The sequence below is a fragment of the Rhodobacter sp. TJ_12 genome (assembly GCF_020023995.1).
Taxonomy (GTDB): domain Bacteria; phylum Pseudomonadota; class Alphaproteobacteria; order Rhodobacterales; family Rhodobacteraceae; genus Rhodobacter.
In genome coordinates this window covers 290,885-314,561 of sequence record NZ_NRRD01000001.1, presented here as the reverse complement: position 1 = coordinate 314,561, position 23,677 = coordinate 290,885, and the positions used below count along the sequence as shown (strand labels likewise).

Below are 23,677 nucleotides of genomic sequence, written 5' to 3'. Positions count from 1 at the left end.
CGCCCCTTGTGCCGCCTTTGCGGGCTGTTTCGGGCGCGAAAGCGCTTGACCTTTGGCGGCCCCTTCTGTTGAACCGGGCCGAACCCGGATCGGCAGGGGAAATGCACGCCCATGGACAATCAGAACAAGAACCTCATGCTCGCGACCGTGCTGTCAGCATTGGTCATCGTTGTATGGACGGTCTTCTTCCCGCCGCCTGCCCCGGTTGAACCGGATGGCGAGGCAACCACCGCAGCCACGAGCGCAGAGGGCACGCCCAGCGCACCGGTCGCCAGCGCACCGACCGTGGTGCCCAGCGCGCCCGAAGCCAGCGCGCCCACGCCGGTGGCCGCAACCGCCCCGCGCATCGAGATTGACACCCCGGAACTGACCGGCTCAATCTCTTTGATGGGGGCGCGGTTCGATGATCTTTCGCTCAAAAGCTACCATGTCGAGCTGTCGGACGATTCGCCGATGGTGCGTCTGTTGTCGCCGGTCGGCGGCACCGAGCTGAATTCGAACCCTTATTACGTGCTTTATGGCTGGTCGCCCTTAGCGGGGCTGACCCCTTCGCAGGTGCCGGGGCCGAAAACGCTTTGGACGGCGCCCGAAGGCGCGAAACTGACCCCGGAGACCCCGCTGATCCTGACATGGGATAACGGCGCGGGGCAGGTGTTCACCCGCACCATCGCGGTCGATCCGCAATTCCTGTTCACCGTCACCGATACCGTGGCCAACAATGGCACCGCGCCGGTAAGCCTTGCGCCGTGGGGCATCATCGCCCGCCATGGTATTCCGGAAACCTCGCGGGTTTATGTGCTGCACGAAGGTCTTGTCCGGATGACCGATGGCCAGCTTCAGGAAATCAAATACAAAAAGATCCCGAAGCTGGATGACGTCCCGGGCGAAGGTCAGGCCGAAATTCTGCAAGCTACCGAAAACGGCTGGACCGGCTTTACCGACAAATACTGGATGACGACCCTCATCCCCGAAGCGAGCCGCTTCACCTCGGTGGTGAAATATGTCGCCTCGAACGACCTTTATCAAACCGAGACCCGCCTGCCCGCGACCGAAATCGCGGTTGGGGGCAGCACCTCGGTCACCACGCGTCTGTTTGCCGGGGCCAAGGAATGGGAAGCGATTGCGCATTACCAAAACAACCCCGGTTGGCTTGATAGCCTTTTGGGCGATGAAATCGACCAAGGCCGCCCGCAGATTACGCGTTTTGTCGATTCGATCGACTGGGGCTGGTATTACTTCCTGACCAAGCCGATGTTCCGCCTGCTGCACTGGCTGCATGCCACGCTGGGCAATATGGGCTGGGCGATCATCGCACTGACCGTCATCATCAAGATGGTCGTGTTCCCGCTGGCGCGCACCTCCTACATCTCGATGGCGCGGATGAAAGAAGTCCAGCCGATGATGGAAGAGCTCAAAGCCCGCGTCAAAGACGACAAGCAGGCGATGCAGCGCGAGATGATGGCGCTTTACAAGCGCGAAAAGATCAACCCCGCTGCGGGCTGTTTGCCGATCTTGCTGCAAATTCCGATCTTCTTCTCGCTCTATAAGGTGATCTACGTCACGATCGAGCTTTACCACGCGCCGTGGGTGGGCTGGATCAAGGATCTTTCGGCCCCCGATCCCTCGTCGATCCTGAACCTGTTCGGCCTTCTGCCGATCGCCACGCCGGAGCCGGGCTCGCTGTTCTTCATCTTTAGCCTTGGCATCCTGCCGATCTTGCTCGGCATCTCGATGTGGTTCCAGCAAAAGCTGAACCCGGCGCCCACGGACCCGTCGCAAGCGATGATCTTTGCCTGGATGCCGTGGATCTTCATGTTCATGCTGGGAAGCTTCGCCTCGGGCCTCGTGCTGTACTGGATTGCGAACAACGTCATCACCTTTATCCAGCAATATTCGATCATGACGGTGCACGGGAAACGGCCGGATCTGTTCGGCAATATCCTCGCCAGCTTCCGCAAGAAGGACGCAGATAGCGCGCCGAAGAAATGATCGGGCATCTGGCCCATATCGTCCGCCACCCGATCAAATCGATTGGCTATGAGGACATTCGCAGCGCGCCCCTGACACAGGGGCGCGTTCTGCCTTTCGACCGGACATGGGCGGTCTCGCATCAGGGGGCAAAATTCGACAGCCCGCTGGGAGAATGGGCCAAGAAAATGAACTTCGTGCGCGGTGCCGCCGCGCCGGGGCTGATGGCGGTGCAGGCGCAGATGCACGATGACGGCACAGTGGAACTGACCCACCCAGATCTGTGGCACTTGCGAATCGACCCGGACCGGCCCGCCGATCAAGCGAAGCTGATCGAATGGCTCAAGCCGCTTTGGCCCGCGACCCGCCCTGCCCCGCGCGCGGTGGAACGGGTGGAAAACCAATCCTTGGCCGATATGGCCGCGCCCTATATCTCGCTTCTGTCGATGTCCTCGCTTGCTGCTTTGGGCGATGCGGCGGGGGCCACGCTGTCGCGCCATCGGTTTCGGGGCAATCTTTGGGTCGACGGCTGGGCGCCTTGGGCAGAGCGTGCCCTGATCGGCAAGCGGCTGCGCGTGGGCGAAACCGTGCTTGAGGTCGAAATGCCCATCACCCGCTGCCGCGCGACTTGCGCCAATCCAGCCAATGGGGCGGAGGATTTCGACACGCTGCAATGGCTTGAAAAACTCAACGGCGATTGGCAGTTCGGCCTTTACGCCGTGGTGATCGAAGGTGGCGACATCGCCCTTGGCGATCCTGTGGAGGTTCTTTGATGCAGATGCAATTCACCCTCGCCCCCGCGCCCGATGACGCCAGCCGCGAACGCGGGCGTTTGTTGTTTGCGGCACCGGTGGAGTTTCTGAAAGGCGTCGTGGCGATGTCGGGCCTGCCGCCCGCCGACAGGATCGAGGTTTGTTTTGCCGGGCGCTCAAACGTGGGGAAATCCTCGCTGATTAACGCGCTAACGAACCGCAAGAATTTGGCGCGCGCGTCGAACACGCCGGGCCGCACGCAAGAGATCAACTTCTTCACCACGCAAGACGGCCCCTATTTGGTCGACCTGCCCGGCTACGGCTTTGCCGAAGCGCCGGTGGCCGTGGTGAAAAAGTGGCAAGCGCTTTTGAAAAGCTATCTCTCGGGCCGGGCCACGCTGCGCCGCGCCTTCGTGCTGATTGATGCGCGCCATGGGGTAAAACCAGTCGATGCCGAGATTCTGGGGCTGCTGGATCGTGCGGCGGTCACGTTCCAAGTGGTGCTGACCAAGGTCGATAAAATCTCCAAGACCGAGCGTGACAAGGTGATCGAACAGGTCAAAGGCGCGCTGCAAAAGCACCCTGCGGCCTATCCCGACATCGTCGTCACCTCATCCGAGAAAGGCGAAGGCATCGAAACGCTGCGCGCGATCATCGCCACGCTCGCCTGACAGACGCATTTGGCTTTTCGAACAAATCATTGCGGATAAGGCCAAGAGGGGGCACCGCCCCCTCGGGCGCTTAGACGTGCTGGCCCGCGTTGACCTCGATCTCTGTGCCGGTGACATAGCTCGACGCATCCGAGCACAAAAACCAAATCACATCGGCCACTTCACGCGGCTGGCCCAAGCGGCGCAGCGGCAAGCCCTCGACGATCTTTTCCGTGCCGGGCGACAGGATCGAGGTTTCAATCTCGCCCGGTGCAATCGCATTCACCCGCACCCCCATCGGCCCGAAATCATGCGCCATCTCGCGCGTCAACGCTTTCAGCGCGGCCTTGGAGGTCGCATAGGCCGCCCCCGCGAAAGGGTGCACCCGCGACCCCGCAATCGAGGTCACATTGACCACCGCCCCCTTGGCGGCGGACAGCTCTTCTTGCAGGCCCCGCGCCAAAACGATCGACGAGAAGAAATTGACATGAAACACCTGTCCCCAGGTGCGCAGATCGGTGTCAATCGTGTTGAGCCGCGCGCCCCCCGGCCCCTTGGGCGAAATGCCAGCATTGTTGACCAGCGCATGCAAACGCCCATCAAGGCGCGATTTGATCTCTTCGATTGCTTCCATCGTCGCATTCGGATCGCCCAGATCGACTTGGATATGATCTTCGCGCCCGCCGCCCCAGGGGCATTGCTCGGGGAATGGATGGCGCGAACAGGTAATGATGCGCCAGCCTTCGCGGGCGAACCGCTTCACCGTGGCATGGCCGATCCCCCGGCTTGCCCCCGTCAACAGCATCACCTTGCGTCCGTCCATGGCGCCCTCCTGCGTTTCGCCTACCCTTAAACCCCGGCACGGCAATGGCAATGCCCTTGGCATAAGACGCGAATGGTTCTAACAAAGTTGCGACTTTTCCCGAGGTTTGTGATGAGAAAACAGACGATGGACCGTGACTGGATCGCCACCGCGAAAACGCTCTCTGAAGCGCTTCCCTATCTTCAGCGCTACACCGGGGCCGTTGTGGTGGTGAAATTCGGCGGCAATGCGATGGGCGACGATGACGCCATGGCCGAATTTGCCCGCGACATCGTGCTGATGCGCCAAGTCGGCATGAACCCGGTCGTGGTGCATGGCGGCGGGCCGATGATCAACGAGATGCTGGGCAAGCTTGGCATCAAATCCGAATGGGTGCGCGGCAAGCGGGTGACCGATAAGGCCACGGTGGAAGTGGTTGAAATGATCCTGTCGGGCCTTGTGAACAAGCGCATCGTGCAAGCGATCAACGATCAAGGCGGGCGCGCGGTCGGCATTTCGGGCAAGGATGACGATCTGATGGTCTGCGAAGCCGATGACCCGGAACTGGGCTTCGTCGGCAAACCGGTCGAAATGAACGTGCAGATCCTGCGCGATCTGTACGGCGCGGGGCTTATTCCGGTGATCGCCCCGGTTGCCACCGGCCCGAATGAAAATGAAACCTTCAACGTGAATGGCGATACCGCGGCTGGCGCGATTGCCGGGGCTTTGCAGGCGGATCGTCTGTTGCTGCTGACCGATGTGGCGGGGGTCAAAAACACCTCGGGCGAGGTGATCACCCAGATGACCCCCGACGAAGTCCACGCGCTGATCGAAGATGGCACAATCTCGGGCGGGATGATCCCCAAGGTGGAAACCGCATTGCAAGCGGTGCGCGAAGGTGTGCGGGCGGTGGTGATCTTGGATGGTCGCGTCGCCAATGCCTGTTTGCTGGAGCTGTTCACCGAGCATGGGGCGGGTTCGATGATCCGGTCCACGCAATCGCGTGTGCGCCCGCGCCATCGCTAAGCCGGTTTCGCTGCGATCGGGCCCCAAAGGCCGCGCCGCGCGCCTTCGGGGCGGCACAGCCGAATGCAGGAGAAATTTGTCTTTATGACAGATGCTTTGCGCGGCGGGCTTGCCCATGGAGTAAAAGCTATGGCAGGCTGCACTCATCCCGCATGGCACATGAGGCAATATAAAAAATGACCCCCGCCGGACACCGCCGTCTGATCCTCACCCGCCACGCGAAATCAAGCTGGGACGATCCCACCACCGCAGATAAAGACCGGCCGCTCAATGCGCGCGGGCGCGTTGCGGCGCGCGAATTGGGCGATTTCCTTGCCTCGCGCGGGCTTGAGCCCGAAGAAGTGCTGTGCTCCACCGCGCGCCGCACCCGGGAAACATGGGAGGGCGTCGCCTCGGCGGTGCTTGAAACCCGTCCGCCGGTGCATTTCATCGACGCGCTTTATCAGGCCACCCCTGATACGATTTTGGCCGAATTGCGCAAAGCGACGGCGCCTTCGGTAATGGTGATCGCGCATAACCCCGGGATCGGCGATTTTGCCGCCAGCCTGCCCGCGCGCCCCAATTACGACCCGGATTTCCGCAAATACCCGACCTGTGCGACGCTGATCATCGATTTCCAGATCGAGGATTGGAGCCAACTCGCCCCCGGTCAGGGCTCGATGCTCGATTTCTTCACGCCCGCCACGCGCGGCAAGTGACCCTGAACAAGGTCACGGCAAAACCAAAGGGGCCCCCAAGCGGTGGCCCCTTCGACTTTGTGTAGGTGCGTTGCCCAAGGGGCAGCGCCCCCTGCCCGCTTAGTGCCCGAGAATCTGGCTCAAGAACTGCTGGGTGCGTTCCGATTGCGGGTTGTTGAAGAAGTCATGCGGGTTGTTTTGCTCAACAATTTGCCCATCGGCCATGAAGATCACCCGGTTCGCCACCGCCTGCGCAAAGCCCATTTCGTGGGTCACGCAGAGCATGGTCATGCCTTCTTCGGCCAGTTCGATCATCGTATCGAGCACTTCCTTGATCATCTCGGGGTCGAGTGCGGAGGTGGGTTCGTCGAACAGCATGATCCGCGGCTTCATGCACAGGCTGCGCGCAATCGCCACCCGCTGCTGCTGACCACCCGAAAGCTGGCCGGGGTATTTATTGGCCTGTTCGGGGATCTTCACCTTTTCAAGGAAATACATCGCCGTTTCCTCGGCCTCGCGCTTGGGCACTTTGCGCACCCAGATCGGCGCCAGCGTAAGGTTTTCCAAGATCGTCAGATGCGGGAACAGGTTGAAGTGCTGAAACACCATCCCCACTTCCGAGCGCACCTTGTCGATGTTCTTGAGGTCCGAGGTCAGTTCGATCCCATCAACGATGATCTGCCCGGCTTGGTGTTCCTCCAACCGGTTGATGCAGCGGATCATCGTCGATTTGCCCGAGCCCGAAGGCCCTGCAATCACGATCCGCTCGCCGCGCTGCACCGTCAGGTTGATGTCGCGCAGAACGTGGAACTGACCGTACCACTTGTTCATGTTGGAAATCTGGATCGCGATCTCGTCGCTGACCTGCATTTGCGCACGAGCGGCTTGGGTATTCGGCTCCGACATGGGGCGCTCCTTAACGGTGGTCACGCTTCAGCTTGCGCTCGAGATACATCGAGTAACGCGACATGCTGAAGTTGAAGATGAAGAAGATCACGGCGACAAAGATGTAGGGCTCCCAGTAGATACCCTTCCAAGCAATATCAGCCCGAACGGCGGTGGAGATGCCCTTGAGCGGGTCCATAAGCCCGACAAAGGCCACAAGCGTGGTATCTTTGAAAAGGCCAATGAAGGTGGACACGATCCCTGGGATCGAGATTTTCAGCGCCTGCGGCATGATGATGAGCCGCTGCGCCTGCCAGTAGTCGAGCCCCAGCGCATCCGCCGCCTCATATTGCCCGCGCGGAAGCGCCGCCAAACCACCCCGGATCACCTCGGCGATATAGGCCGCCGAGAAGAAGGTGACCAAGATCACCACCCGCAAGATCAGGTCGAATTTGGTGTCCGAGGGCAGGAAATATTGCAACAAGAGAGAGGCGGTAAAAAGCAGCGTGATCAGCGGCACGCCCCGGATGAACTCGATAAAGCCCACCGACAGCGATTTCACGATCAGCATGTCCGATTGCCGCCCCAGCGCAAGCAAGATGCCCAAAGGCAAAGAGATCACAATGGCGGTCACCCCGATCACCAGTGCCAACAGGAAGCCGCCAAACTGGTCGCTATCCACCTCTGGCAAAGCCAGTGGCAGCACCGATTGCAGCCCCGTTTCAATGGGCTCCACTGCGTAGATCCAGAAGACCGAGGCCGCCACAAGGCCAACGCCTGCCGCCACGACCACGCCCAAGCGCACTTGCAGCGCCAAGAAAACGCCAGCCCAAAGCGCAAAGCCCGCAAGCGTCAGGATCGGGCCCCAGACCGAGCCGCCCCACAGCAGCCAAAACGCGACCAGCGGATACAGCACCGACCCCCAAAGAAGCTTGCGCGGCAGCGATGTGGCCAAGACAGGCAAGATTGCCAGCAAAAGCCCGGCAAAGGTCACGAACAGCCGCCAATATTCATCGATCGGGTAGAAGCCGAATAGGAACTGGTGCCAACGCGCGCGAATGATCGCCCAGCACGCGCCCGTGGCATCCGGCCCCCAGCGTTCTTGCACGATGGCACGGCATTCGTTCTGTGAATCCGCGACCCAGACCGAGTGCAAAAGCCACGGCGTTGCGGCCTGAATGAGCCAGATCGCAAAGCCAAAGCCCAACACCGTCAGCGCCGAGTTCAGCGGCCCCGCAAACAGGTTCTCGCGCAGCCATTTCACGGCCCCGGTTTGCGACACCGGCGGCGGCGCGGGGGGCAGCATGTCCTTGCGCACGAAGGAGGTATTGCTCATCTCAGCGCTCCTTCAGCTTGATCGACTTGTTGTAAAGGTTCATCACGCTTGAGATCACAAGGCTGATTGTCAGGTAAATCAGCATCATCAAAAGCATGCATTCCAGCTCGCGCCCGGTTTGGTTTAGCGTGATGCCCCCCAAGGTGCCGCGCAAATCCATGTAGCTCACCGCAATCGCCAAAGACGAGTTCTTGGTGAGGTTGAGGAATTGCGAAATCAGCGGCGGCACGATCACCCGCAAGGCCTGCGGCAAGATCACAAGGTTCATCGTCCGGCTGGGGCGCAGGCCCAATGCATAGGCGGCCTCTGTCTGGCCTCTGGAGATCGCCATGATCCCGGCGCGCACGATCTCGGCGATGAAGGCCGAGGTATAGACCGTCAGCGCGATCAAAAGCGCGGTGAAGGAATGCAGCATCTGGAACCCGCCTTCGAAGTCGAAGCGGGTGATCGTCGGATATTCCAGATGCAGCCCCAGGGCGACCGAAACAGCGCTCACCGGCCCCAGCAAGATCAGCGTCGATTGCCACCAGGTCGTCGGGCGCACGCCCGTGGCCTCTTGCACCGCTTTCGCGCGGCGCATCAACAGCCGCCAGCCATAGAAAGAGGCTGCCATCACAAAAATCAGCGCCAGCGCATTCAGGCTGACCGGGATATTGCCGGGCAAGACCACACTGCCCAGCGAATTAGAAAAGACCGGCGCCGCGACCGAGGTGCCCCGGTTCGTTACGGCGATGGTGTCAAACAACCACATAGAGGCTTCGGGCGCTTGCCCGGCCTCGCGCATCGCGTCGGTCACCCGAAAGTCGCGCGGGCTTGGCCGGGTTTCCGCCAAGATCGTGCCCATGAGCAAGATCCACAGCAAAAGCGGAATATTGCGGAAGGTTTCGACGTAAATCGTCATCAGCCGCGCCACAAGCCAGTTGTGCGACAGCCGCAACACACCGACGACCGTGCCCACCACGGTGGCCAGCGCACAGCCAAGGATCGAGACAAGCAGCGTATTGAGCAGCCCCTCGACCAGCGCGCGCATATGCGTGTCGTCATTCGTATAGGGGATCAGCGTCTGGGCAATGTCATAGCCCGCCCGCGACCACAGGAAAGAGAAGTTGAAATCCTTCCCCTTCGCCTCAAGGTTCACATAGGCGTTATTAAGCAGCCAGAACAGGCCGGCCAGAAACAGCAGCAGCACAACCACCTGAATGGTGATCGAGCGAAACCGCGTGTCGTAAATGAGCATGGAGAGCCGAAAGCCCTCTTTCGGCGGGTCACTCGCGAGCGTCATGATTTTCCCCTGTCCAGGTCGCCTCTGTGGCTTTGTGCCAACGTTATTAAGGGCTTGCGCCCCGGCGATCCCGTGATCTGAAAAGACAATGCGGCCGGGCACAAAACCCGGCCGCACCGAAACATGTCTTAGCGGAACGGCGGCGCGTACATCAGACCGCCTTGGGTCCATTGCGCGTTCAGGCCGCGGGCCAGACCGATTGAGGTGCTGGTGCCGATGTTGGCCTCGAACACTTCACCGTAGTTGCCCACGGCAAGGATCGCCCGTTTCGCGAATTCGTCGTCAAGGCCGATCTTGGCGCCCATGTCGCCTTCAAGGCCAAGCAGACGACGGATTTCCGGGTTCTTGGTCGTGGCGGCCACTTCTTCAAGGTTCGCCTTGGTCACACCGTATTCCTCGGCGGCGACCAACGCGTAGAAGCTCCAGCGGACCACGTCACCCCAGTTGTCGTCGCCTTGGCGCACGGCCGGGCCAAGCGGCTCTTTAGAGATGATTTCCGGCAAAATGACGATTTCATCGGCATTCGGCATGGTGGCGCGCGAGGCGGCCAGGCCCGAAGCGTCGGTGGTGTAGGCGTCACAAGCCCCGGCAAGGAATTTCTGCTGGCCTTCGGAATCGTCAGCCACGTTGACCGGCGTATATTCCATGTTGTTGGCCTTGAAGTAGTCGGCCAGGTTCAGCTCGGTGGTGGTGCCAGTCTGAATGCAGACGGTGGCGCCATCAAGTTCCTTGGCCGAAGACACGCCGAGGTTCTTGTTCACCATGAAGCCTTGGCCGTCGTAGTAGTTCACGGCCACGAATTCGAGTGCGAGCTCAGTATCGCGCGAGAAGGTCCAGGTGGAGTTGCGCGACAGCATGTCGACTTCGCCCGAGGCCAGACCGGTGAAGCGGGTCTCGCCGGTCAGGGGCACATATTTCACCTTCATCGGGTCACCGAGCACGGCGGCGGCAACGGCCTTGCAGACGGCGACGTCGAAGCCCTGATAATTGCCGTTCGCATCCGGCGCGGCAAAGCCGGTCAGACCCGGGTTCACGCCGCAGATCAGTTCGCCGCGGGCTTTGACGTCGTCAAGGGTCGACGCCCCGGCGACACCGGCCACAAGGCCGGCCATGACCAGCGAACCGAAGAATACGGATTTTTTCATGTTTACCTCTTCCTGAGTTGCCGCCTTGGCGGCGGTGAGAGCGCCCTTAACGGGTCTGGCATATTGCGGAGCACGGGCCCCGGCCTCAGGAGTTTGAGCGAATGCGAACCAAATGGTCAAGCCGTTCCGGCCGTTTTCGCAACGGCAATCGCTCGCAGTTTGGGCAAATGCTCGCATTGCGCGCATCCCGCGCGCCGAAAACGCCCTGCGGGCAGCGTTTTTATGCGGTATGCCGCAGTATCCAGAATCGTTCTGCGTGCAAAAGTGCCTGTTTTTTAAGCGCCGCGAGTTCGGCAGCCTCTTCATCTTCGCCCCATTGGGCGATTTGCCAATCTTCATCGACGCGCGACAGATCCCAAGCCGCATCCGCCGCCAAGGCCCCTTCGGCCACGGCCAACCCCAACACCAACGATCCGGTCAGGCCGACCAGATCATGCAGCGCGGCAAGCTCCCAGATGTCGCAAGCCTCGACCCGCTTGCCAAGCGCCACGAGCGCGGGCGCGGGTTGCAAAACGGGCACGATCCCGGGCGTCACCTTAAGCCGCGCGGCATAGCGCTCTTCCGCCCAGTCAAGCCAGCGATCCCAAGCGGCGCATTGGCGCGCGACCAGCGCCTCGGGCTGCTCGGCGCGGTAGCACAAAAGATCGGTTTCCCCATAAGCCGCGATGAGTTCGGTCACCTCGTCCTTTTGCGCGGCCACCTTATCCAGCGCCGCATTGGCCGAGCGGGTCACGGGCATCGTGGTCGGGTCGACTTTCTCGCCCTGCGCTTGCCATTCTGCGGCAATCGACTCTGCCATCGCACGTGTTGGCACCGTCAACGCGGCTTTGGCGGGCGTTTTCACGCCGCGCCCATCCAGCTTGACCGTAAAGCCCCCCTCGGCCTCTTCGACCGTGGCTTCTTTCCAAAACCGCTTGGCTGTCCAACCGCTCATGGCAACATCTCCGCAATCGCCGCTTCCAGTTCGGCAAAGCTGGTCACAATCCTTTCGGCCCCGGCCGCGACCAGATCTGCCACCGGGTGATAGCCCCAGCTTACGCCAATCGCCGTCACCCCCGCCGCATGGGCCATATTCACATCATAGGTGGTATCGCCGATCATCACCGCATCGCTGGGCTCAACCCCCGCCTCTCGCAAGGCTGCCAGCACCATGGCCGGATGCGGTTTGGAAGGATTGTCATCGGCCACCTGCTGGGTGACGAACAGCCCGCCCAGCCCGTGATGCGCGATCAGGGCATCGACCCCGCGGCGCGATTTGCCGGTGGCCATGCCCAAAAGCATGTCTTCGCGCGCAGCGAGCCGCAGGCAGCAGTCTTTTGCACCGGGGTAAAGCGGCGCGGGCGAGGCGGCGCGGCCGGTGAAATAGCTTTGCTTGTAACCTTCAACCAAAGCCGCCTGCGTGGCAGCATCTTGCGCGGGCGCGAGTTGCGCGATGGCGATGGGCAAAGACAGCCCAACAATCGACAGCACGCGCTCACGGCTGGGCACCGCCAGCCCCTGCCCCGCGAAGGCCTGTGTCATCGCCGCAAGAATATGCGCTTGGCTATCGCTCAGCGTGCCATCCACATCGAACAATGCCAGTTTCATCAAGCGTCCTCGAACGGGTCGAGCGGCGCGTCACCTTCCACCCAGCCCAGCGTCTTCCACGTCCGCACCATATGACCCGGCAGAGGCGCGGTGATGGTGATACGTTTCTTGGTGATCGGGTGATCAAAGGCAATCGTGCGCGCATGCAGGTGCAGCTTGCGGCTGATTTCCCCGCCCAGTTGCGCCCCCCAACCATCGCCAAGGTTTTCTTGGCCCGAGCCCCCATATTTGCCGTCGCCAATGATCGGATGCCCCAGCTCGGCCATATGCGCGCGCAGCTGATGCGTGCGCCCGGTGATCGGCACCAGACCGACCCACGCGGTGCGGCTGCCCAAAGCCTCGATCACCGCGAAATCGGTCGTGGCGCGTTTGGCATCGGGGTGCTGGGCGATCTTGGCGGGATGGATGCAGACCATCTTTTCCCCCTCGCCGCCCCGGCCATGGCCCGGCGCTTTCATCAGCCCATAGCGGATCGTGCCCTTTTTCGGGCTCGGCACACCGGCCACCGCCGCCCAATAGATCTTGCGCGTGGTTTTAAGCCGAAACGCTTCGGACAACGCCCGCGCGATGCGGTCGGTGCGGGCAATCAGCAAAACGCCAGAGGTGTCCTTATCAAGCCGATGCACCATTTTCGGCCGGTCTTTATAGCCGAATTTCAGCGCATCCAGCAGCCCATCGACATGGCGATCCCCCTGCCCCGAGCCGCCTTGGCTTGGCAGGCCCGGTGGCTTGTTCAGCGCGATGATATGTTCATCACGCCACAGAACCGCCTCTTGGATCATCTTTTCATCGGAAGGCGAAATCGTCGTGCGCTCGCGCCGCGCCTCAGACCGGCTTTCGGGGGCCTGCGCGCCCGCCTCTGGCAGCGGCGGCACGCGCACCTCCATGCCCGGACCGATGCGGCTGTTGGCCTTGACCCGCGCGCCATCCACCCGGCATTGCCCGGTGCGGCACATCTTTTCCACCGCGCCTTGCGTCAGCACCGGAAACTTTTTCTTCAACCAGCGGTCCAGACGGCTTTCGCCCTCGTCTTCGGTGACCTTGATCAGTTGCACGCCACTCATACGAAGAACCCTCGCGCAAAGGCCATACCCGCGAACAACGCCGCCAGAGCAATGACTACAGTTCCGATCACATAGCCCGCCGCGCTGAGGATTTCGCCTGATTCGTATAGCTTTGCCGCATCAAGCGAAAAGGCCGAAAAGGTGGTGAAGCCGCCCAGCACCCCGGTCATCAGAAACGGGGCCATCTTGGTGCCGCCCTTGTGGGCCAGCACCACGACCATCACCCCCATCAGGAAGCTGCCCAGCACATTGACCACCATCGTGGCATAAGGGAAGCCATGCCCCAAAAGCCGTGGCACGTTAATATTGACAAGATAGCGGAGCGAGGCGCCAAGCGCGCCCCCCGCCGCCACGGTAAGGAGGGTCTGGATCATGCGGTTTCCTTTGCCCGCTTGGCCCGGATTGTCAACCGCCGCGCTTTTCGCGCAGCTTGGCAAACCAGTCGACGCGCTTTTTCAACTCGCGCTCGAAGCCTCGTTCGACGGGGCTGTAAAAGACCGGGCGTTTCATCGCATCGGGGAAGTAATGCTGCCCCGAGAACCCGTCTTCGGCGTCATGGTCATATTGATAGCCTGCGCCAAAGCCCTGCTCCTCCATCAACCGGGTCGGGGCATTGATGATGTGGCGCGGCGGCGGGGCCGAGCCGGTTTTCCGCGCGGCATCGCGCGCGGCTTTATAGGCCACGTAGCCCGCATTCGATTTCGGCGCGAGCGCAAGGTAAATCACCGCCTGCGCCAAGGCCAATTCCCCCTCGGGTGAACCAAGCCGCTCGTAGGTTTCCCAAGCATGCAGGCAATGCGTTTGCGCCTGCGGATCGGCAAGGCCAATATCTTCCACCGCCATTCGGGTCAGCCGCCGCGCCAAAAAACGCGGATCTTCACCGCCCTCCAGCATCCGGCCAAACCAGTAAAGCGCGGCATCCGGGTCTGATCCGCGCACCGACTTATGCAAAGCCGAGATCAGATTGTAATGCTCATCCCCGGATTTGTCGTATTTCGCGGCGCGGCGCATCAGCCGGGTCGACAGCTCCTTGGTGTCAAGCGGCTGATCGACCTTCCATGCCATCACCTGCTCAATCAGGTTTAGCGCGGCGCGGCCATCGCCATCGGCCATTTCCAAAAGGGCTTCGCGTGCCGGGCCCTTCAGCGGCAAGGGCTTTTGCAAAGCCTGCTCGGCGCGTTGGGCAAGGCGCTCCAGATCGGCAAGGCTGAGCCGTTCGAGAATGATCACCTGCGCGCGCGACAAAAGCGCGGCGTTCAGCTCAAAGCTTGGGTTTTCCGTGGTGGCCCCCACCAGCAAGATGGTGCCATCTTCCATATGCGGAAGGAAACTGTCTTGCTGCGCCTTGTTGAAGCGGTGAATCTCATCGACGAACAACAGCGTGCCTTTGCCCTGGCCAAAGCGGAGTTTTGCCGCCTCGAACACCTTGCGCAATTCGGGCACCCCCGAAAAGATCGCCGAAATCTGCACGAAGGCGCGGTCGGTTTCATGCGCCAAGAGCCGCGCGATCGTGGTTTTGCCCACCCCGGGCGGCCCCCAAAAGACCACCGATCCCAGCCAACCCGCCGCCAACATCGCGCCAAGCGGCCCCTCTTCGCCCAAAACATGGCGCTGCCCGATCACCTCGGACAGATGCTTGGGGCGGATGCGATCAGCAAGGGGGCGCGGCGCTTCCGCATTGGCGGGGGTGGGGGTATCGAACAGGTCGGGCATGATGGCCCCACCCTAGCCGCCGCCGTCCCGAGGCGGAAGGGCAGAAGAGCGGAGCCACCAGCGTCATAGCGGCATCAGTGCATCTTGCCGCTTAGATCGATGGAGACGCACTGGTAATCGCCATCGTCGATGAACATGGTCCGCCCGATCGCCTCGGCATGAAGCCCACAGCGGCCATACCAGCGCGGCCAGCTGGCCGCCGTCAGCGCGATCAACCGTGTCGCCCCAAGTTCGCGCGCCGCGCCCGTCATCGCCTCGACCATCCGGAAATGCACCTTGCGGCGCAGGCTTTGGGGAATGTCATGCGACACGAACACCCGCGAATTTTCCCAAACCTGCGGGTCCACGGGGGCCTCTGCATAAAGCAGATCAGACGGGATCGACCCGCCAAGCGTTCCCTTTTGCGCGTCACGAATCATGTAGCTGTAAATCCCGCACCGCGCCGTGGTCGGGGTCAGCCGGAAACCGGCAAGCACACGCCCCAAATCGTGGATCGCGATCCACCGGCTTTGCGGCGTGTCATACTGGTCGAATTCCATGCCCATTTCTTCGGGCAGGTCCCAGTTCTTTTGCACAATAAAACTTTGCCGCCGTGCGCGAAACAGGTTTGCAAAAAGCTCGCCATGGTTGTGCATGTTGGCAAAGGAAAGAGTGGTGGTCTGCATTGGTCTTCTCCGGGTTGAAAATAGGGCCCGGAAGTGACCGCCGCAGGGACCTACAGCAGCCGATACTCCTTCGCTCGCTGAATAGCTTCGGCAGTCGTGCGCGCCATCAAGCGCTCGCGCGCCGACAGCAGACGTGCCTTGAACGCAGACTGCGTGATGCCAAGCTTCGCAGCAGCAGCAGCATGTCGATCCCCGGCAGCGATGCACCGCAGGGCCTCGAGCTGGGCCTTCGTGAGGCCCTCCGGCGGCTGCGTGATATCATGCAGGCGTCGGACCAGTTGCGAGATTTTTTCAATCTCGTCATCCCGGAATTCGCGTTCTCGCGAAGTAAAAGAGGCAATGGTGCGCGAGGAAACCGGCCCCCAAGAGACCGTAACCCCAAAGGCCAACCCGAACTTCCTGGCTTCTCCTAGGATGTTAAACGGGTCGGGCAGCGTGAATTCGCTCCAGCGGCTGGCACCTTCGGTCGAAAACCCCCAGGCGATCGTTGGATCGCGCAGCGCATAGCCTTGCCGCGTGTAATGGTCGCTCCAGGCCTCCGGATAGGTCTGAAACTGCATGATCGGTGCCGCGAATCGAATGTGCAGACCAACGAAATAACCGTCTGGGGACAGACGGCTTAGCTCGCGCAGGCACTTATTGATCTCGGCGTGAATAGACATACCTTTTTAGACAGGTTGTAACGAAAAATATCAACTCCGAATTGTGCCGCAGCGCCGACACCCCCATTCCCAGAAGCGCTTGTCTTTGCTGCCAAAATGCAAAAGACCCGCCACACAGTGACGGGTCTTTGAAACTTCCCTTACGGAAAGATCAATCCTCGGCGGCCTCTTCGGCCTCAAGGCGGGCTTTGTCAGCGGCGCCTTTGGCGGCGATGTCGCGATCCACCAGTTCGATGAACGCCATCGGCGCCATGTCACCATAGCGGAAACCGGCTTTCAGAACGCGGGTGTAACCACCGTTACGCTCTTTGTAGCGCGGGCCGAGCACTTCGAAGAGTTTGGCCACGTCTTTGTCTTGTTTGAGCATTGCCGCAGCCTGACGGCGGGCATGCAGATCACCACGCTTAGCGAGGGTGATCAGTTTTTCGATGACCGGACGCAGCTCCTTCGCTTTGGGAAGGGTGGTCTTGATCTGCTCATGTTCGATGAGCGAGCCGCACATGTTGGCGAACAGCGCTTTGCGGTGTTCGTGGGTACGGTTCAGACGGCGGTAACCGCGAGCGTGACGCATGATAATCTCCTAAGTCGCGTTTTACTTTGTGTTGGCCCCCGTGCGTAGCAGGGGTCGTCGTTGGGGCATTTGCCCAAGGTTCCCCGGCGGTCCGGGCATTGGTTGGGGGGCGTTGCCGCCCCCCGAAAACTTAGAACTGGTCTTCGAAGCGCTTGGCCAGATCTTCGATGTTTTCCGGCGGCCAGTCTTCGACTTCCATGCCCAGATGCAGACCCATCGACGAGAGCACTTCCTTGATCTCGTTGAGCGACTTGCGGCCGAAGTTCGGGGTGCGCAGCATCTCGGCTTCGGTTTTCTGGATCAGATCGCCAATGTAGACGATGTTGTCGTTCTTCAGGCAGTTGGCCGAACGGACCGACAGTTCCAGCTCGTCGACTTTCTTCAGAAGCAGCGGGTTGAATTCCAGCCCGTCGTCCGAATCCTGTTTCGAGGCCGATTCCGGCTCTTCGAAGTTGACGAAGATGGAAAGCTGATCTTGCAAAATGCGCGCAGCATAGGCCACGGCATCTTCCGGGCTCAGCGAGCCATCGGTTTCGATTTTCATCGTCAGCTTGTCATAGTCAAGCACCTGACCTTCACGGGTGGGCTGGACTTCGTAGGCAACCTTCTTGACCGGCGAATAGATCGCATCGATCGGCATCAGGCCAATCGGCGCATCTTCGGGGCGGTTTTTGTCGGCGGCCACATAGCCTTTGCCAGTGTTCACGGTCAGTTCCATGAACACATCGGCGCCATCGTCGAGGTGGCAGATCACGTGGTCCTTGTTCAGAACCTCGATGCCCGCGCTTTCGGAGATGTCGCCGCCGGTGACGACGCCCGGCCCTTTGGCCGAGATCGACAGCCGCTTCGGCCCTTCGACATCCATCTTGAGCGCAATGCCCTTCAGGTTCAGGATGATGTCGGTGACATCTTCGCGCACACCAGCCACGCTGGAAAACTCGTGCAGCACGTTGTCGATCTGCACCGAGGTGATGGCCGCACCCTGCAGCGAGCTCATCAGCACGCGGCGCAGCGCGTTGCCGAGCGTCAGACCGAAGCCGCGTTCGAGCGGTTCGGCGATCACTGTGGCTTGACGTTGGGGGTCGTTGCCCGGCTTGATTTCAAGCTGCGTCGGCTTGATCAGCTCGGCCCAATTCTTATGGATCATGCGCTCTGCCTCCATTCTTGTTCCGGACCCATGTCCCTAAATCCGGAACGCCCGAGGAAAAAACGAAACGAACCGGGCCGCGCGACTTTCCGCACGGCCCGGCTTAAAACAAACACTTAGACGCGGCGGCGCTTGGGCGGACGGCAGCCGTTGTGCGCGATCGGCGTCACATCACGGATCGAGGTGATGTTGAGACCAACCGCGGCCAGCGCGCGCAGCGCCGACTCGCGCCCCGAACCGGGGCCTTGCACTTCCACGTCCACGGTTTTCAGACCGTGTTCTTGCGCCTTACGGGCGGCGTCTTCGGCAGCCATCTGGGCGGCATAGGGGGTCGATTTACGCGAGCCCTTAAAGCCCATGGTGCCCGACGAGGACCACGAAATGGCATTGCCCTGAACGTCCGAGATCAGGATTTTGGTGTTGTTGAACGAAGAGTTCACATGCACCACGCCAGCGGCGATATTTTTACGCTCTTTGCGTTTAACGCGAGTCTTATCACGAGCCATGTGCTACCCTCCCTTATTTCTTCTTGCCGGCGATCGGTTTCGCCGGGCCCTTGCGGGTGCGGGCGTTCGTGTGGGTGCGCTGGCCGCGAACCGGCAGGTTCTTGCGGTGACGCAGGCCACGGTAGCAACCAAGGTCCATCAGACGCTTGATGTTCATCGACACTTCGCGACGCAGGTCACCTTCGACGGTGAAATGCGAGTCGATGTATTCGCGGATGGCGAGCACTTCGGCGTCGGAGAGTTCGTTCACACGGCGGGTGGTGTCGATGCCGACCGCGTCCACGATTTGTTTCGCGAACATCGGGCCAATGCCGTGGATATATTGAAGAGCGATCGGGACGCGTTTCCCGGTCGGAATGTTGACGCCAGCAATACGAGCCAAAGCGTTCTTTCCTTTCGTTGCGGTTCCGTAGCGCCAGAACCTTTTTTCACAACATGTTCAGGTTTTCCCGAACGGCGTAAACGCCCAAACCTCCGGACCCCGGAGATTCGGGCGATTCTCTTGCGAGACGCCGTGACCTAGAGGGTATTTCCCCCCACGTCAAGCGCCAAGCGTCATCAGGCTTGCTGATCCAAAATCGCGGCCATCGATGCGGCCACGGCATCGATTTGCGCCAGACCATCCACCGCGAACAAATCGCCCGCGTGGTAGTAATACCCGATCAGCGGAGAGGTCTTCTTGTAGTATTCCATCAGCCGGGTCTTGAGGCTGTCTTCATTGTCGTCGGCGCGCCGCTTCATGTCATGGCTGCCGCAAACATCACAGGTGCCCTCGACCTTCGTCGGGCGGGTCTCATCGTGGTAGACCTCGCCGCAATTGCCGCAGGTGAAGCGCCCGGTGATCCGGCGCACCAGCGCCTCGTCATCCACGCGCATCTCAATCACGGCATCCAGCTTTTGCCCCATCCGGGCCAGCAAACGCCCCAGTGCATCGGCTTGCGGCAAGGTGCGGGGGAAGCCATCGAAGATGAAGCCATTGGCCTCGGTGGTGGCCAGTTTTTCTTCGATCAGGCCAATCACGATCTCATCGGTCACAAGCTCGCCGCGGTCCATCACTTCGGCAACGCGCTGGCCCATCTCGGTGCCCGAGGTCTTTGCTTCGCGCAACATATCCCCGGTGGACAGTTGCACCATACCGCGGTCTTCGACCAGCTTGCGGGCCTGCGTGCCCTTACCGGCGCCGGGCGGTCCCAGCAGGATGATATTGGCCATTCTTCCCCTCCCCTCAGCGCCGCGTCGGCGCTTTTCTTGTCTTCGCCCCGGATTTGCGCTTGCCGCGCAGTTGCGAGCGTTCGATCAGCCCTTCGTATTGATGCGCCAGCAAATGCGATTGCACTTGGTTGACCGTATCCATCGCCACCGACACCACAATCAGCACCGAGGTGCCGCCGAAGTAGAAGGGCAGCGACAGTTGCGTTTGCAAGATCGAGGGCAGCAGACAGACCGCGGTCAAATAGGCCGAACCGATCACCAGCACCCGCGCCACCACGTAATCAAGGTAATCTTCGGTCTTCTTGCCAGGGCGGATGCCCGGAATGAAGCCGCCTTGGTTTTTCAGGTTCTCGGCCACTTCATCGGCTTTGAAGGTCACGTTCGCCGTGTAGAAATAGGCAAAGAAGACGATCATCGATGCGTAGAACAGCAGGTAAAGCGGCTGCCCTGGCCCGAAATAGGCCAAAATGACCGACATCACCGGGCCGGTATCTTGTCCCGAGAACGTCGCCAAGGTGGTCGGCAGCAGCAGCAGCGACGAGGCAAAGATCGCCGGGATCACGCCCGCCGGGTTCACCTTGATCGGCAGGTGCGAGGAGCCACCATCATACACCTTCATCCCCACCTGACGGCGCGGATATTGGATATGGATTTTGCGCAAAGCGCGTTCCATGAAGACGACGAAGCCGATCACCGCGACCACCATGATCATCACGCCGATGATCACCGGGGTCGACAAAGCGCCCGCGCGGCCCTGGGCAAAGAAGCCCGCCAGCGCGGCCGGAATTTCCGCCACGATGCCCACGAAGATGATCAGCGAGATGCCGTTGCCGATGCCGCGCGCGGTGATTTGCTCGCCAAGCCACATCAGGAACATGGTGCCGCCCACCAGCGTCACCACGACCGAGGCGAGGAAAAACAGCCCCGGCGCATGCGCCAAGCCACCGTTTTGCAAGCTGACAGCCATGCCCCATGCTTGGAACGTCGCCAAGAACACCGTGGAATAGCGGGTGATCTGGTTGATCTTCTTGCGGCCCTGCTCGCCCTCTTTCTTCATCTGTTCGAGCGCGGGCACAAGCGCCGCCATCAGCTGAACGATGATCGAGGCCGAAATGTAAGGCATGATCCCAAGGGCAAAGATGCCCATGCGCCCGAGCGCGCCGCCGGTGAACATCGACAGCATGCCGCCAATGCCCGAAGACGCGCGCTCCATGAACTCACGCAGCGCGTCGGCATCGATGCCGGGCACCGGGATATAGGTGCCGAGCCGGTAAATGATCAGGAGCCCGATGGTGTAGAAGATGCGTGCCCGCAGCTCGGTCGCCTTGCCCAAGGCGCCCCAGCTCAGGTTCGCCGCCATTTGCTCTGCAGCAGAAGCCATACCCGTCTCTTTCATGCGTAAGGCGCCGCGCGACCGTTTCCCGGTCGGCGGCGCCTGGAAAACTGTTGCCTATGTAAGCGGGGATGGCCCCGCCCACAACCGATTATTCGGCCGCAGCAGCAACGGTCAGTTTGCCACCGGCTTTTTCCACGGCCTCAATGGCCGCTTTCGAAGCACCGGTCACGTTCAGCGTGACCTTGGTGGAGATTTCGCCTTTGGCAAGCACGCGGATGCCATCGAGCTTGCGCGAGGTCAGACCCGCCGCAACCAGCGCGTCTTCGGTGATTTCCACCGAGGCGTCGAGTTTGCCAAGGCCGATGAATTTCTCGATCAGGCCGAGGTTCACAACGGCGAAGGCCTTGCGGTTCGGCTTGTTGAAGCCGCGCTTCGGCAAACGCCGGTAGAGCGGCATTTGGCCGCCTTCGTAACCGTTCAGGGCCACACCAGACCGCGACTTTTGGCCTTTGATACCACGGCCACCCATCTTGCCCTTGCCCGAGCCCGGGCCACGGGCGATGCGTTTTTTCTTGGTGGCGGCGCCAGCATTGTCGCGCAGTTCGTTCAGTTTCATATCGCTTCTCCTTTGCCGGACAATGCCCCCGGAAGCGAAACCGGAGCACACACGGCATTTCTTGTTGATTCTGAGCCCCGAGAGAGGCCACCGGGGGCGTATAGACGCCGGGAGGTGGTGCGGTCAAGCCGCCAGTAGGCGCAACCTATTTACTTCAGCTTATTGCTGATCTTTTCGAGCGAGCGTGAAATTTTCATAAGTGGCGGCTCATTTGCAGGTTGCCCTGCCAACTCTGTAACATCAATCAAATGAGATGAGCTATATTGCACACCCTCAATGTCCTGATATCTCAAGCTTACCTTAAAAGGAGGAAGAGCGGGATCCTGAAGCAACTCAAATCCCAAGCCTAAGTTGTACGAAACAAAATTGCCCTGCAATATTGTTCTAATAACAGCCTCCCCTCGCACAAAGGGCGTATCAAATGTTTTCCCAGTAAGTCGCTTTGGAGACGATGACAAATCCATATCCGAACGCATACTTACATTCATTGCTGCCCCTGCCCCTACATTTGTTATTCGTAACCGGACTAATGAGGGTTGATCTGGGTCTTCCCCAAGATGAGCAATGAGCACTGGGTCTGTCCCCGCCTGGCGCATCTTCGTCTGTTCTTTGAGAGCGACGAATGAGACGACGAGAGAGGCACTCGCTACAAGAGCGGTCACCGCCGGTGCGATGAAATTCTTTAGGTTATCTATCGAATATGCGGGCGAGAGATTACTCTCGAAAATTATGATAAACGCTCCCACTAAGATTGCGACAGAAACAGAAAAAATAAACGCGCCCTTGCCATAATATTTCCCGGTTTGCGCACGGCTTTCCTTTCTACGGAACTCGGACGCCATTACCTATTCTCCCATAAATCCCCAGCCGTCGGCCAAGAACCCATGCACCGCGCCTTGCACGGTCAGCTTTTCTTCCTCGGCCCAAAGCGCCTCCACGTTCAGCGCCATTTCGGGGGTGGTGATTTCAAGGCAGTCTTCATCCTCGTCATCCTCTGCCTCATACCACTCCACCCCATAGCCCTGCGCCTCAAGCGCCTCGGTGAACGCATCCCAATCGGCGCTGCCATCTTCGGGCACGAATTGAAAGGCCACGACCGCGCGCGCGGGCAGGTCTTCCATCTTAGCAATCTCGGCAAAGATCTGCTCGGTCTCGGCTTTTTGCTGCTTCATATCCATCGCGGCCTCCTGTCTGGCGCTGGCAGTATCCAACGAAAAACGCCCCGGACCAAGCCGGGGCGTTTCTCAATGCACATAAAGGCCGGGCTTAGCCGCGCTCTTCGATGATCTTCACAAGGTGCGAGATCTTGTTGACCATGCCGCGGACAGCCGGGGTATCTTCCAGCTCACGGGTGCGGCGGATCTTGTTCAGGCCAAGGCCCTTGAGGGTCGCGGTCTGGATGGCCGGGCGGCGGGCAGCCGAAGCCACCTGTTGCACGACGATGGTTTTTTTCGCCATCTCTCAGTCTCCTCAGGCTTCGGCCGGCGCTTCAGCGTCGGTTTTCGGCAGGATGTCGGCGACCTTTTTGCCACGACGAGCGGCAACGGAACGCGGCGAGGCTTCCAGCTTCAGACCGTCGAGGGTCGCGCGGATCATGTTGTAGGGGTTTTGCGAGCCAATCGACTTCGCAACAACGTCCTGAACGCCCAGCATTTCGAACACGGCACGCATCGGACCACCGGCGATGATCCCGGTCCCGGCCGGCGCGGTGCGCATCACCACTTTGCCAGCGCCGTGACGGCCCGACACGTCGTGGTGCAGGGTGCGGCCATCTTTGAGCGGCACGCGGATCAGCGAGCGTTTCGCTTGCTCGGTGGCCTTGCGGATCGCTTCCGGAACTTCTTTGGCTTTGCCTTTGCCGAAGCCGACGCGACCACGCTGGTCACCAACCACGACGAGCGCGGCAAACCCGAAGCGCTTACCACCCTTCACGGTTTTCGACACGCGGTTGATCGCAACCAGACGATCGGCGAATTCCGGGGTTTCTTCGCGCTCTTCGCGGCGGCCCCGGCGGTTATCACGTTCTGCCATAAGGCATTCCTTTCGTGAACGGCGTGGTGTCACGCCTGTTTGGT

Annotated in this window: 28 protein-coding genes; 5 read left to right on the top strand and 23 right to left on the bottom strand. The window is 60.6% G+C overall.

The features are described 5' to 3' along the window. Window positions 1-111: 111 nt before the first annotated feature. From yidC to yihA, 3 genes are read left to right on the top strand one after another with little or no spacing between them, the layout of a single operon-like run. Window positions 112-1,989: a membrane protein insertase YidC gene (gene yidC, locus CKO11_RS01590; RefSeq protein WP_223632146.1), complete on the top strand. Its 1,878-nt coding sequence runs from the start codon at window positions 112-114 to the stop codon at window positions 1,987-1,989. Beyond that, window positions 1,986-2,741: an MOSC domain-containing protein gene (locus CKO11_RS01585; protein ID WP_223632144.1), complete on the top strand. Its 756-nt coding sequence runs from the start codon at window positions 1,986-1,988 to the stop codon at window positions 2,739-2,741. The genes yidC and CKO11_RS01585 overlap by 4 nt, the downstream gene beginning before the upstream one ends. Then, window positions 2,741-3,391, top strand: a complete 651-nt coding sequence (yihA, locus tag CKO11_RS01580) for a ribosome biogenesis GTP-binding protein YihA/YsxC (RefSeq protein WP_223632142.1) — start codon at window positions 2,741-2,743, stop codon at window positions 3,389-3,391. Before CKO11_RS01585 ends, yihA begins: the two co-directional genes overlap by 1 nt. Before the next feature lie 70 nt (window positions 3,392-3,461). Here the strand turns inward: yihA and CKO11_RS01575 are convergent, their stop codons facing one another. After that, complete coding sequence (locus CKO11_RS01575) at window positions 3,462-4,193, bottom strand: SDR family NAD(P)-dependent oxidoreductase (protein ID WP_223632140.1); 732 nt, start codon at window positions 4,191-4,193, stop codon at window positions 3,462-3,464. A gap of 126 nt (window positions 4,194-4,319) precedes the next feature. Between CKO11_RS01575 and argB the strand changes: the two genes are divergently transcribed. Beyond that, the gene (gene argB / locus CKO11_RS01570) at window positions 4,320-5,198 is read left to right on the top strand and encodes an acetylglutamate kinase (RefSeq protein ID WP_223632350.1); all 879 of its coding nucleotides are present in this window, start codon (window positions 4,320-4,322) and stop codon (window positions 5,196-5,198) included. A gap of 176 nt (window positions 5,199-5,374) precedes the next feature. Continuing rightward, a complete protein-coding gene (locus CKO11_RS01565; RefSeq protein WP_223632138.1) occupies window positions 5,375-5,896 on the top strand; it encodes a SixA phosphatase family protein in 522 nt (173 codons plus the stop codon). A gap of 99 nt (window positions 5,897-5,995) precedes the next feature. On the opposite strand, the gene CKO11_RS01560 is transcribed toward CKO11_RS01565, so the two are convergent. From CKO11_RS01560 to rpsE, 22 genes are all read right to left on the bottom strand, one after another. Then, the gene (locus CKO11_RS01560) at window positions 5,996-6,781 is read right to left on the bottom strand and encodes an amino acid ABC transporter ATP-binding protein (RefSeq protein ID WP_317851786.1); all 786 of its coding nucleotides are present in this window, start codon (window positions 6,779-6,781) and stop codon (window positions 5,996-5,998) included. 10 nt (window positions 6,782-6,791) lie between these two features. Continuing rightward, window positions 6,792-8,096 carry an amino acid ABC transporter permease gene (locus CKO11_RS01555; protein ID WP_223632136.1) on the bottom strand — a complete coding sequence of 435 codons (1,305 nt, stop codon included), beginning with the start codon at window positions 8,094-8,096 and terminating at the stop codon, window positions 6,792-6,794. A 1-nt stretch (window position 8,097) separates the two neighbouring features. After that, window positions 8,098-9,378: an amino acid ABC transporter permease gene (locus CKO11_RS01550; protein WP_223632135.1), complete on the bottom strand. Its 1,281-nt coding sequence runs from the start codon at window positions 9,376-9,378 to the stop codon at window positions 8,098-8,100. A gap of 128 nt (window positions 9,379-9,506) precedes the next feature. Then, on the bottom strand, window positions 9,507-10,523 hold the full coding sequence (locus tag CKO11_RS01545) for an amino acid ABC transporter substrate-binding protein (protein ID WP_223632133.1): 1,017 nt from the start codon (window positions 10,521-10,523) through the stop codon (window positions 9,507-9,509). Between the two features lie 220 nt (window positions 10,524-10,743). After that, window positions 10,744-11,457, bottom strand: coding sequence for an ATP12 family chaperone protein (locus CKO11_RS01540; protein WP_223632131.1), 714 nt, complete (start codon window positions 11,455-11,457; stop codon window positions 10,744-10,746). Further along, window positions 11,454-12,110, bottom strand: coding sequence for an HAD-IA family hydrolase (locus tag CKO11_RS01535; protein ID WP_223632129.1), 657 nt, complete (start codon window positions 12,108-12,110; stop codon window positions 11,454-11,456). Before CKO11_RS01535 ends, CKO11_RS01540 begins: the two co-directional genes overlap by 4 nt. After that, window positions 12,110-13,174, bottom strand: coding sequence for an RluA family pseudouridine synthase (locus CKO11_RS01530; RefSeq protein ID WP_223632127.1), 1,065 nt, complete (start codon window positions 13,172-13,174; stop codon window positions 12,110-12,112). The genes CKO11_RS01535 and CKO11_RS01530 overlap by 1 nt, the downstream gene beginning before the upstream one ends. Then, window positions 13,171-13,548, bottom strand: coding sequence for a fluoride efflux transporter CrcB (gene crcB / locus CKO11_RS01525; RefSeq protein ID WP_223632125.1), 378 nt, complete (start codon window positions 13,546-13,548; stop codon window positions 13,171-13,173). The genes CKO11_RS01530 and crcB overlap by 4 nt, the downstream gene beginning before the upstream one ends. A gap of 31 nt (window positions 13,549-13,579) precedes the next feature. Then, entirely contained in the window at window positions 13,580-14,887 is a 1,308-nt protein-coding gene (locus CKO11_RS01520; protein ID WP_223632123.1) for a replication-associated recombination protein A, read from the bottom strand. Between the two features lie 74 nt (window positions 14,888-14,961). Next, window positions 14,962-15,552 (bottom strand): acyl-homoserine-lactone synthase, encoded by a 591-nt coding sequence (locus CKO11_RS01515; protein WP_223632122.1) that lies wholly within the window; start codon window positions 15,550-15,552, stop codon window positions 14,962-14,964. Between the two features lie 50 nt (window positions 15,553-15,602). After that, a complete protein-coding gene (locus CKO11_RS01510; protein WP_223632121.1) occupies window positions 15,603-16,214 on the bottom strand; it encodes an autoinducer binding domain-containing protein in 612 nt (203 codons plus the stop codon). 151 nt (window positions 16,215-16,365) lie between these two features. Then, window positions 16,366-16,785 carry a 50S ribosomal protein L17 gene (gene rplQ, locus CKO11_RS01505; protein WP_223632120.1) on the bottom strand — a complete coding sequence of 140 codons (420 nt, stop codon included), beginning with the start codon at window positions 16,783-16,785 and terminating at the stop codon, window positions 16,366-16,368. Window positions 16,786-16,915: 130 nt separating this feature from the next. Further along, window positions 16,916-17,932, bottom strand: a complete 1,017-nt coding sequence (locus CKO11_RS01500) for a DNA-directed RNA polymerase subunit alpha (protein ID WP_223632119.1) — start codon at window positions 17,930-17,932, stop codon at window positions 16,916-16,918. A 116-nt stretch (window positions 17,933-18,048) separates the two neighbouring features. Continuing rightward, on the bottom strand, window positions 18,049-18,438 hold the full coding sequence (gene rpsK, locus CKO11_RS01495) for a 30S ribosomal protein S11 (protein WP_013066070.1): 390 nt from the start codon (window positions 18,436-18,438) through the stop codon (window positions 18,049-18,051). Window positions 18,439-18,451: 13 nt separating this feature from the next. Further along, entirely contained in the window at window positions 18,452-18,820 is a 369-nt protein-coding gene (gene rpsM, locus CKO11_RS01490; RefSeq protein ID WP_223632118.1) for a 30S ribosomal protein S13, read from the bottom strand. Window positions 18,821-18,996: 176 nt separating this feature from the next. Continuing rightward, window positions 18,997-19,650: an adenylate kinase gene (locus CKO11_RS01485; protein ID WP_223632117.1), complete on the bottom strand. Its 654-nt coding sequence runs from the start codon at window positions 19,648-19,650 to the stop codon at window positions 18,997-18,999. A gap of 13 nt (window positions 19,651-19,663) precedes the next feature. After that, a complete protein-coding gene (secY, locus tag CKO11_RS01480; protein ID WP_223632115.1) occupies window positions 19,664-21,031 on the bottom strand; it encodes a preprotein translocase subunit SecY in 1,368 nt (455 codons plus the stop codon). 103 nt (window positions 21,032-21,134) lie between these two features. Further along, a complete protein-coding gene (gene rplO, locus CKO11_RS01475; RefSeq protein WP_223632113.1) occupies window positions 21,135-21,602 on the bottom strand; it encodes a 50S ribosomal protein L15 in 468 nt (155 codons plus the stop codon). Window positions 21,603-21,751: 149 nt separating this feature from the next. Next, complete coding sequence (locus tag CKO11_RS01470) at window positions 21,752-22,444, bottom strand: hypothetical protein (protein WP_223632111.1); 693 nt, start codon at window positions 22,442-22,444, stop codon at window positions 21,752-21,754. A gap of 3 nt (window positions 22,445-22,447) precedes the next feature. Then, complete coding sequence (locus CKO11_RS01465; protein WP_223632109.1) at window positions 22,448-22,780, bottom strand: ribonuclease E inhibitor RraB; 333 nt, start codon at window positions 22,778-22,780, stop codon at window positions 22,448-22,450. Between the two features lie 88 nt (window positions 22,781-22,868). Then, complete coding sequence (gene rpmD / locus CKO11_RS01460) at window positions 22,869-23,060, bottom strand: 50S ribosomal protein L30 (RefSeq protein ID WP_013066063.1); 192 nt, start codon at window positions 23,058-23,060, stop codon at window positions 22,869-22,871. 12 nt (window positions 23,061-23,072) lie between these two features. Then, complete coding sequence (rpsE, locus tag CKO11_RS01455) at window positions 23,073-23,633, bottom strand: 30S ribosomal protein S5 (RefSeq protein WP_223632107.1); 561 nt, start codon at window positions 23,631-23,633, stop codon at window positions 23,073-23,075. Window positions 23,634-23,677: the final 44 nt, after the last annotated feature.

Coding starts and splice junctions, on each gene's coding strand:
- rpsE (WP_223632107.1), bottom strand. CDS start 23,633: ATGGCAGAACGTGATAACCGCCGGGGCCGCCGCGAAGAGCGCGAAGAA.
- CKO11_RS01520 (WP_223632123.1), bottom strand. CDS start 14,887: ATGCCCGACCTGTTCGATACCCCCACCCCCGCCAATGCGGAAGCGCCG.
- CKO11_RS01585 (WP_223632144.1), top strand. CDS start 1,986: ATGATCGGGCATCTGGCCCATATCGTCCGCCACCCGATCAAATCGATT.
- CKO11_RS01530 (WP_223632127.1), bottom strand. CDS start 13,174: ATGAGTGGCGTGCAACTGATCAAGGTCACCGAAGACGAGGGCGAAAGC.
- crcB (WP_223632125.1), bottom strand. CDS start 13,548: ATGATCCAGACCCTCCTTACCGTGGCGGCGGGGGGCGCGCTTGGCGCC.
- rplQ (WP_223632120.1), bottom strand. CDS start 16,785: ATGCGTCACGCTCGCGGTTACCGCCGTCTGAACCGTACCCACGAACAC.
- CKO11_RS01470 (WP_223632111.1), bottom strand. CDS start 22,444: ATGGCGTCCGAGTTCCGTAGAAAGGAAAGCCGTGCGCAAACCGGGAAA.
- CKO11_RS01510 (WP_223632121.1), bottom strand. CDS start 16,214: ATGTCTATTCACGCCGAGATCAATAAGTGCCTGCGCGAGCTAAGCCGT.
- CKO11_RS01565 (WP_223632138.1), top strand. CDS start 5,375: ATGACCCCCGCCGGACACCGCCGTCTGATCCTCACCCGCCACGCGAAA.
- CKO11_RS01555 (WP_223632136.1), bottom strand. CDS start 8,096: ATGAGCAATACCTCCTTCGTGCGCAAGGACATGCTGCCCCCCGCGCCG.
- rpsK (WP_013066070.1), bottom strand. CDS start 18,438: ATGGCTCGTGATAAGACTCGCGTTAAACGCAAAGAGCGTAAAAATATC.
- yidC (WP_223632146.1), top strand. CDS start 112: ATGGACAATCAGAACAAGAACCTCATGCTCGCGACCGTGCTGTCAGCA.
- CKO11_RS01485 (WP_223632117.1), bottom strand. CDS start 19,650: ATGGCCAATATCATCCTGCTGGGACCGCCCGGCGCCGGTAAGGGCACG.
- CKO11_RS01540 (WP_223632131.1), bottom strand. CDS start 11,457: ATGAGCGGTTGGACAGCCAAGCGGTTTTGGAAAGAAGCCACGGTCGAA.
- secY (WP_223632115.1), bottom strand. CDS start 21,031: ATGGCTTCTGCTGCAGAGCAAATGGCGGCGAACCTGAGCTGGGGCGCC.
- rplO (WP_223632113.1), bottom strand. CDS start 21,602: ATGAAACTGAACGAACTGCGCGACAATGCTGGCGCCGCCACCAAGAAA.
- CKO11_RS01545 (WP_223632133.1), bottom strand. CDS start 10,523: ATGAAAAAATCCGTATTCTTCGGTTCGCTGGTCATGGCCGGCCTTGTG.
- yihA (WP_223632142.1), top strand. CDS start 2,741: ATGCAGATGCAATTCACCCTCGCCCCCGCGCCCGATGACGCCAGCCGC.
- rpmD (WP_013066063.1), bottom strand. CDS start 23,060: ATGGCGAAAAAAACCATCGTCGTGCAACAGGTGGCTTCGGCTGCCCGC.
- CKO11_RS01550 (WP_223632135.1), bottom strand. CDS start 9,378: ATGACGCTCGCGAGTGACCCGCCGAAAGAGGGCTTTCGGCTCTCCATG.
- CKO11_RS01575 (WP_223632140.1), bottom strand. CDS start 4,193: ATGGACGGACGCAAGGTGATGCTGTTGACGGGGGCAAGCCGGGGGATC.
- CKO11_RS01535 (WP_223632129.1), bottom strand. CDS start 12,110: ATGAAACTGGCATTGTTCGATGTGGATGGCACGCTGAGCGATAGCCAA.
- CKO11_RS01500 (WP_223632119.1), bottom strand. CDS start 17,932: ATGATCCATAAGAATTGGGCCGAGCTGATCAAGCCGACGCAGCTTGAA.
- CKO11_RS01560 (WP_317851786.1), bottom strand. CDS start 6,781: ATGTCGGAGCCGAATACCCAAGCCGCTCGTGCGCAAATGCAGGTCAGC.
- CKO11_RS01465 (WP_223632109.1), bottom strand. CDS start 22,780: ATGGATATGAAGCAGCAAAAAGCCGAGACCGAGCAGATCTTTGCCGAG.
- argB (WP_223632350.1), top strand. CDS start 4,320: ATGGACCGTGACTGGATCGCCACCGCGAAAACGCTCTCTGAAGCGCTT.
- CKO11_RS01515 (WP_223632122.1), bottom strand. CDS start 15,552: ATGCAGACCACCACTCTTTCCTTTGCCAACATGCACAACCATGGCGAG.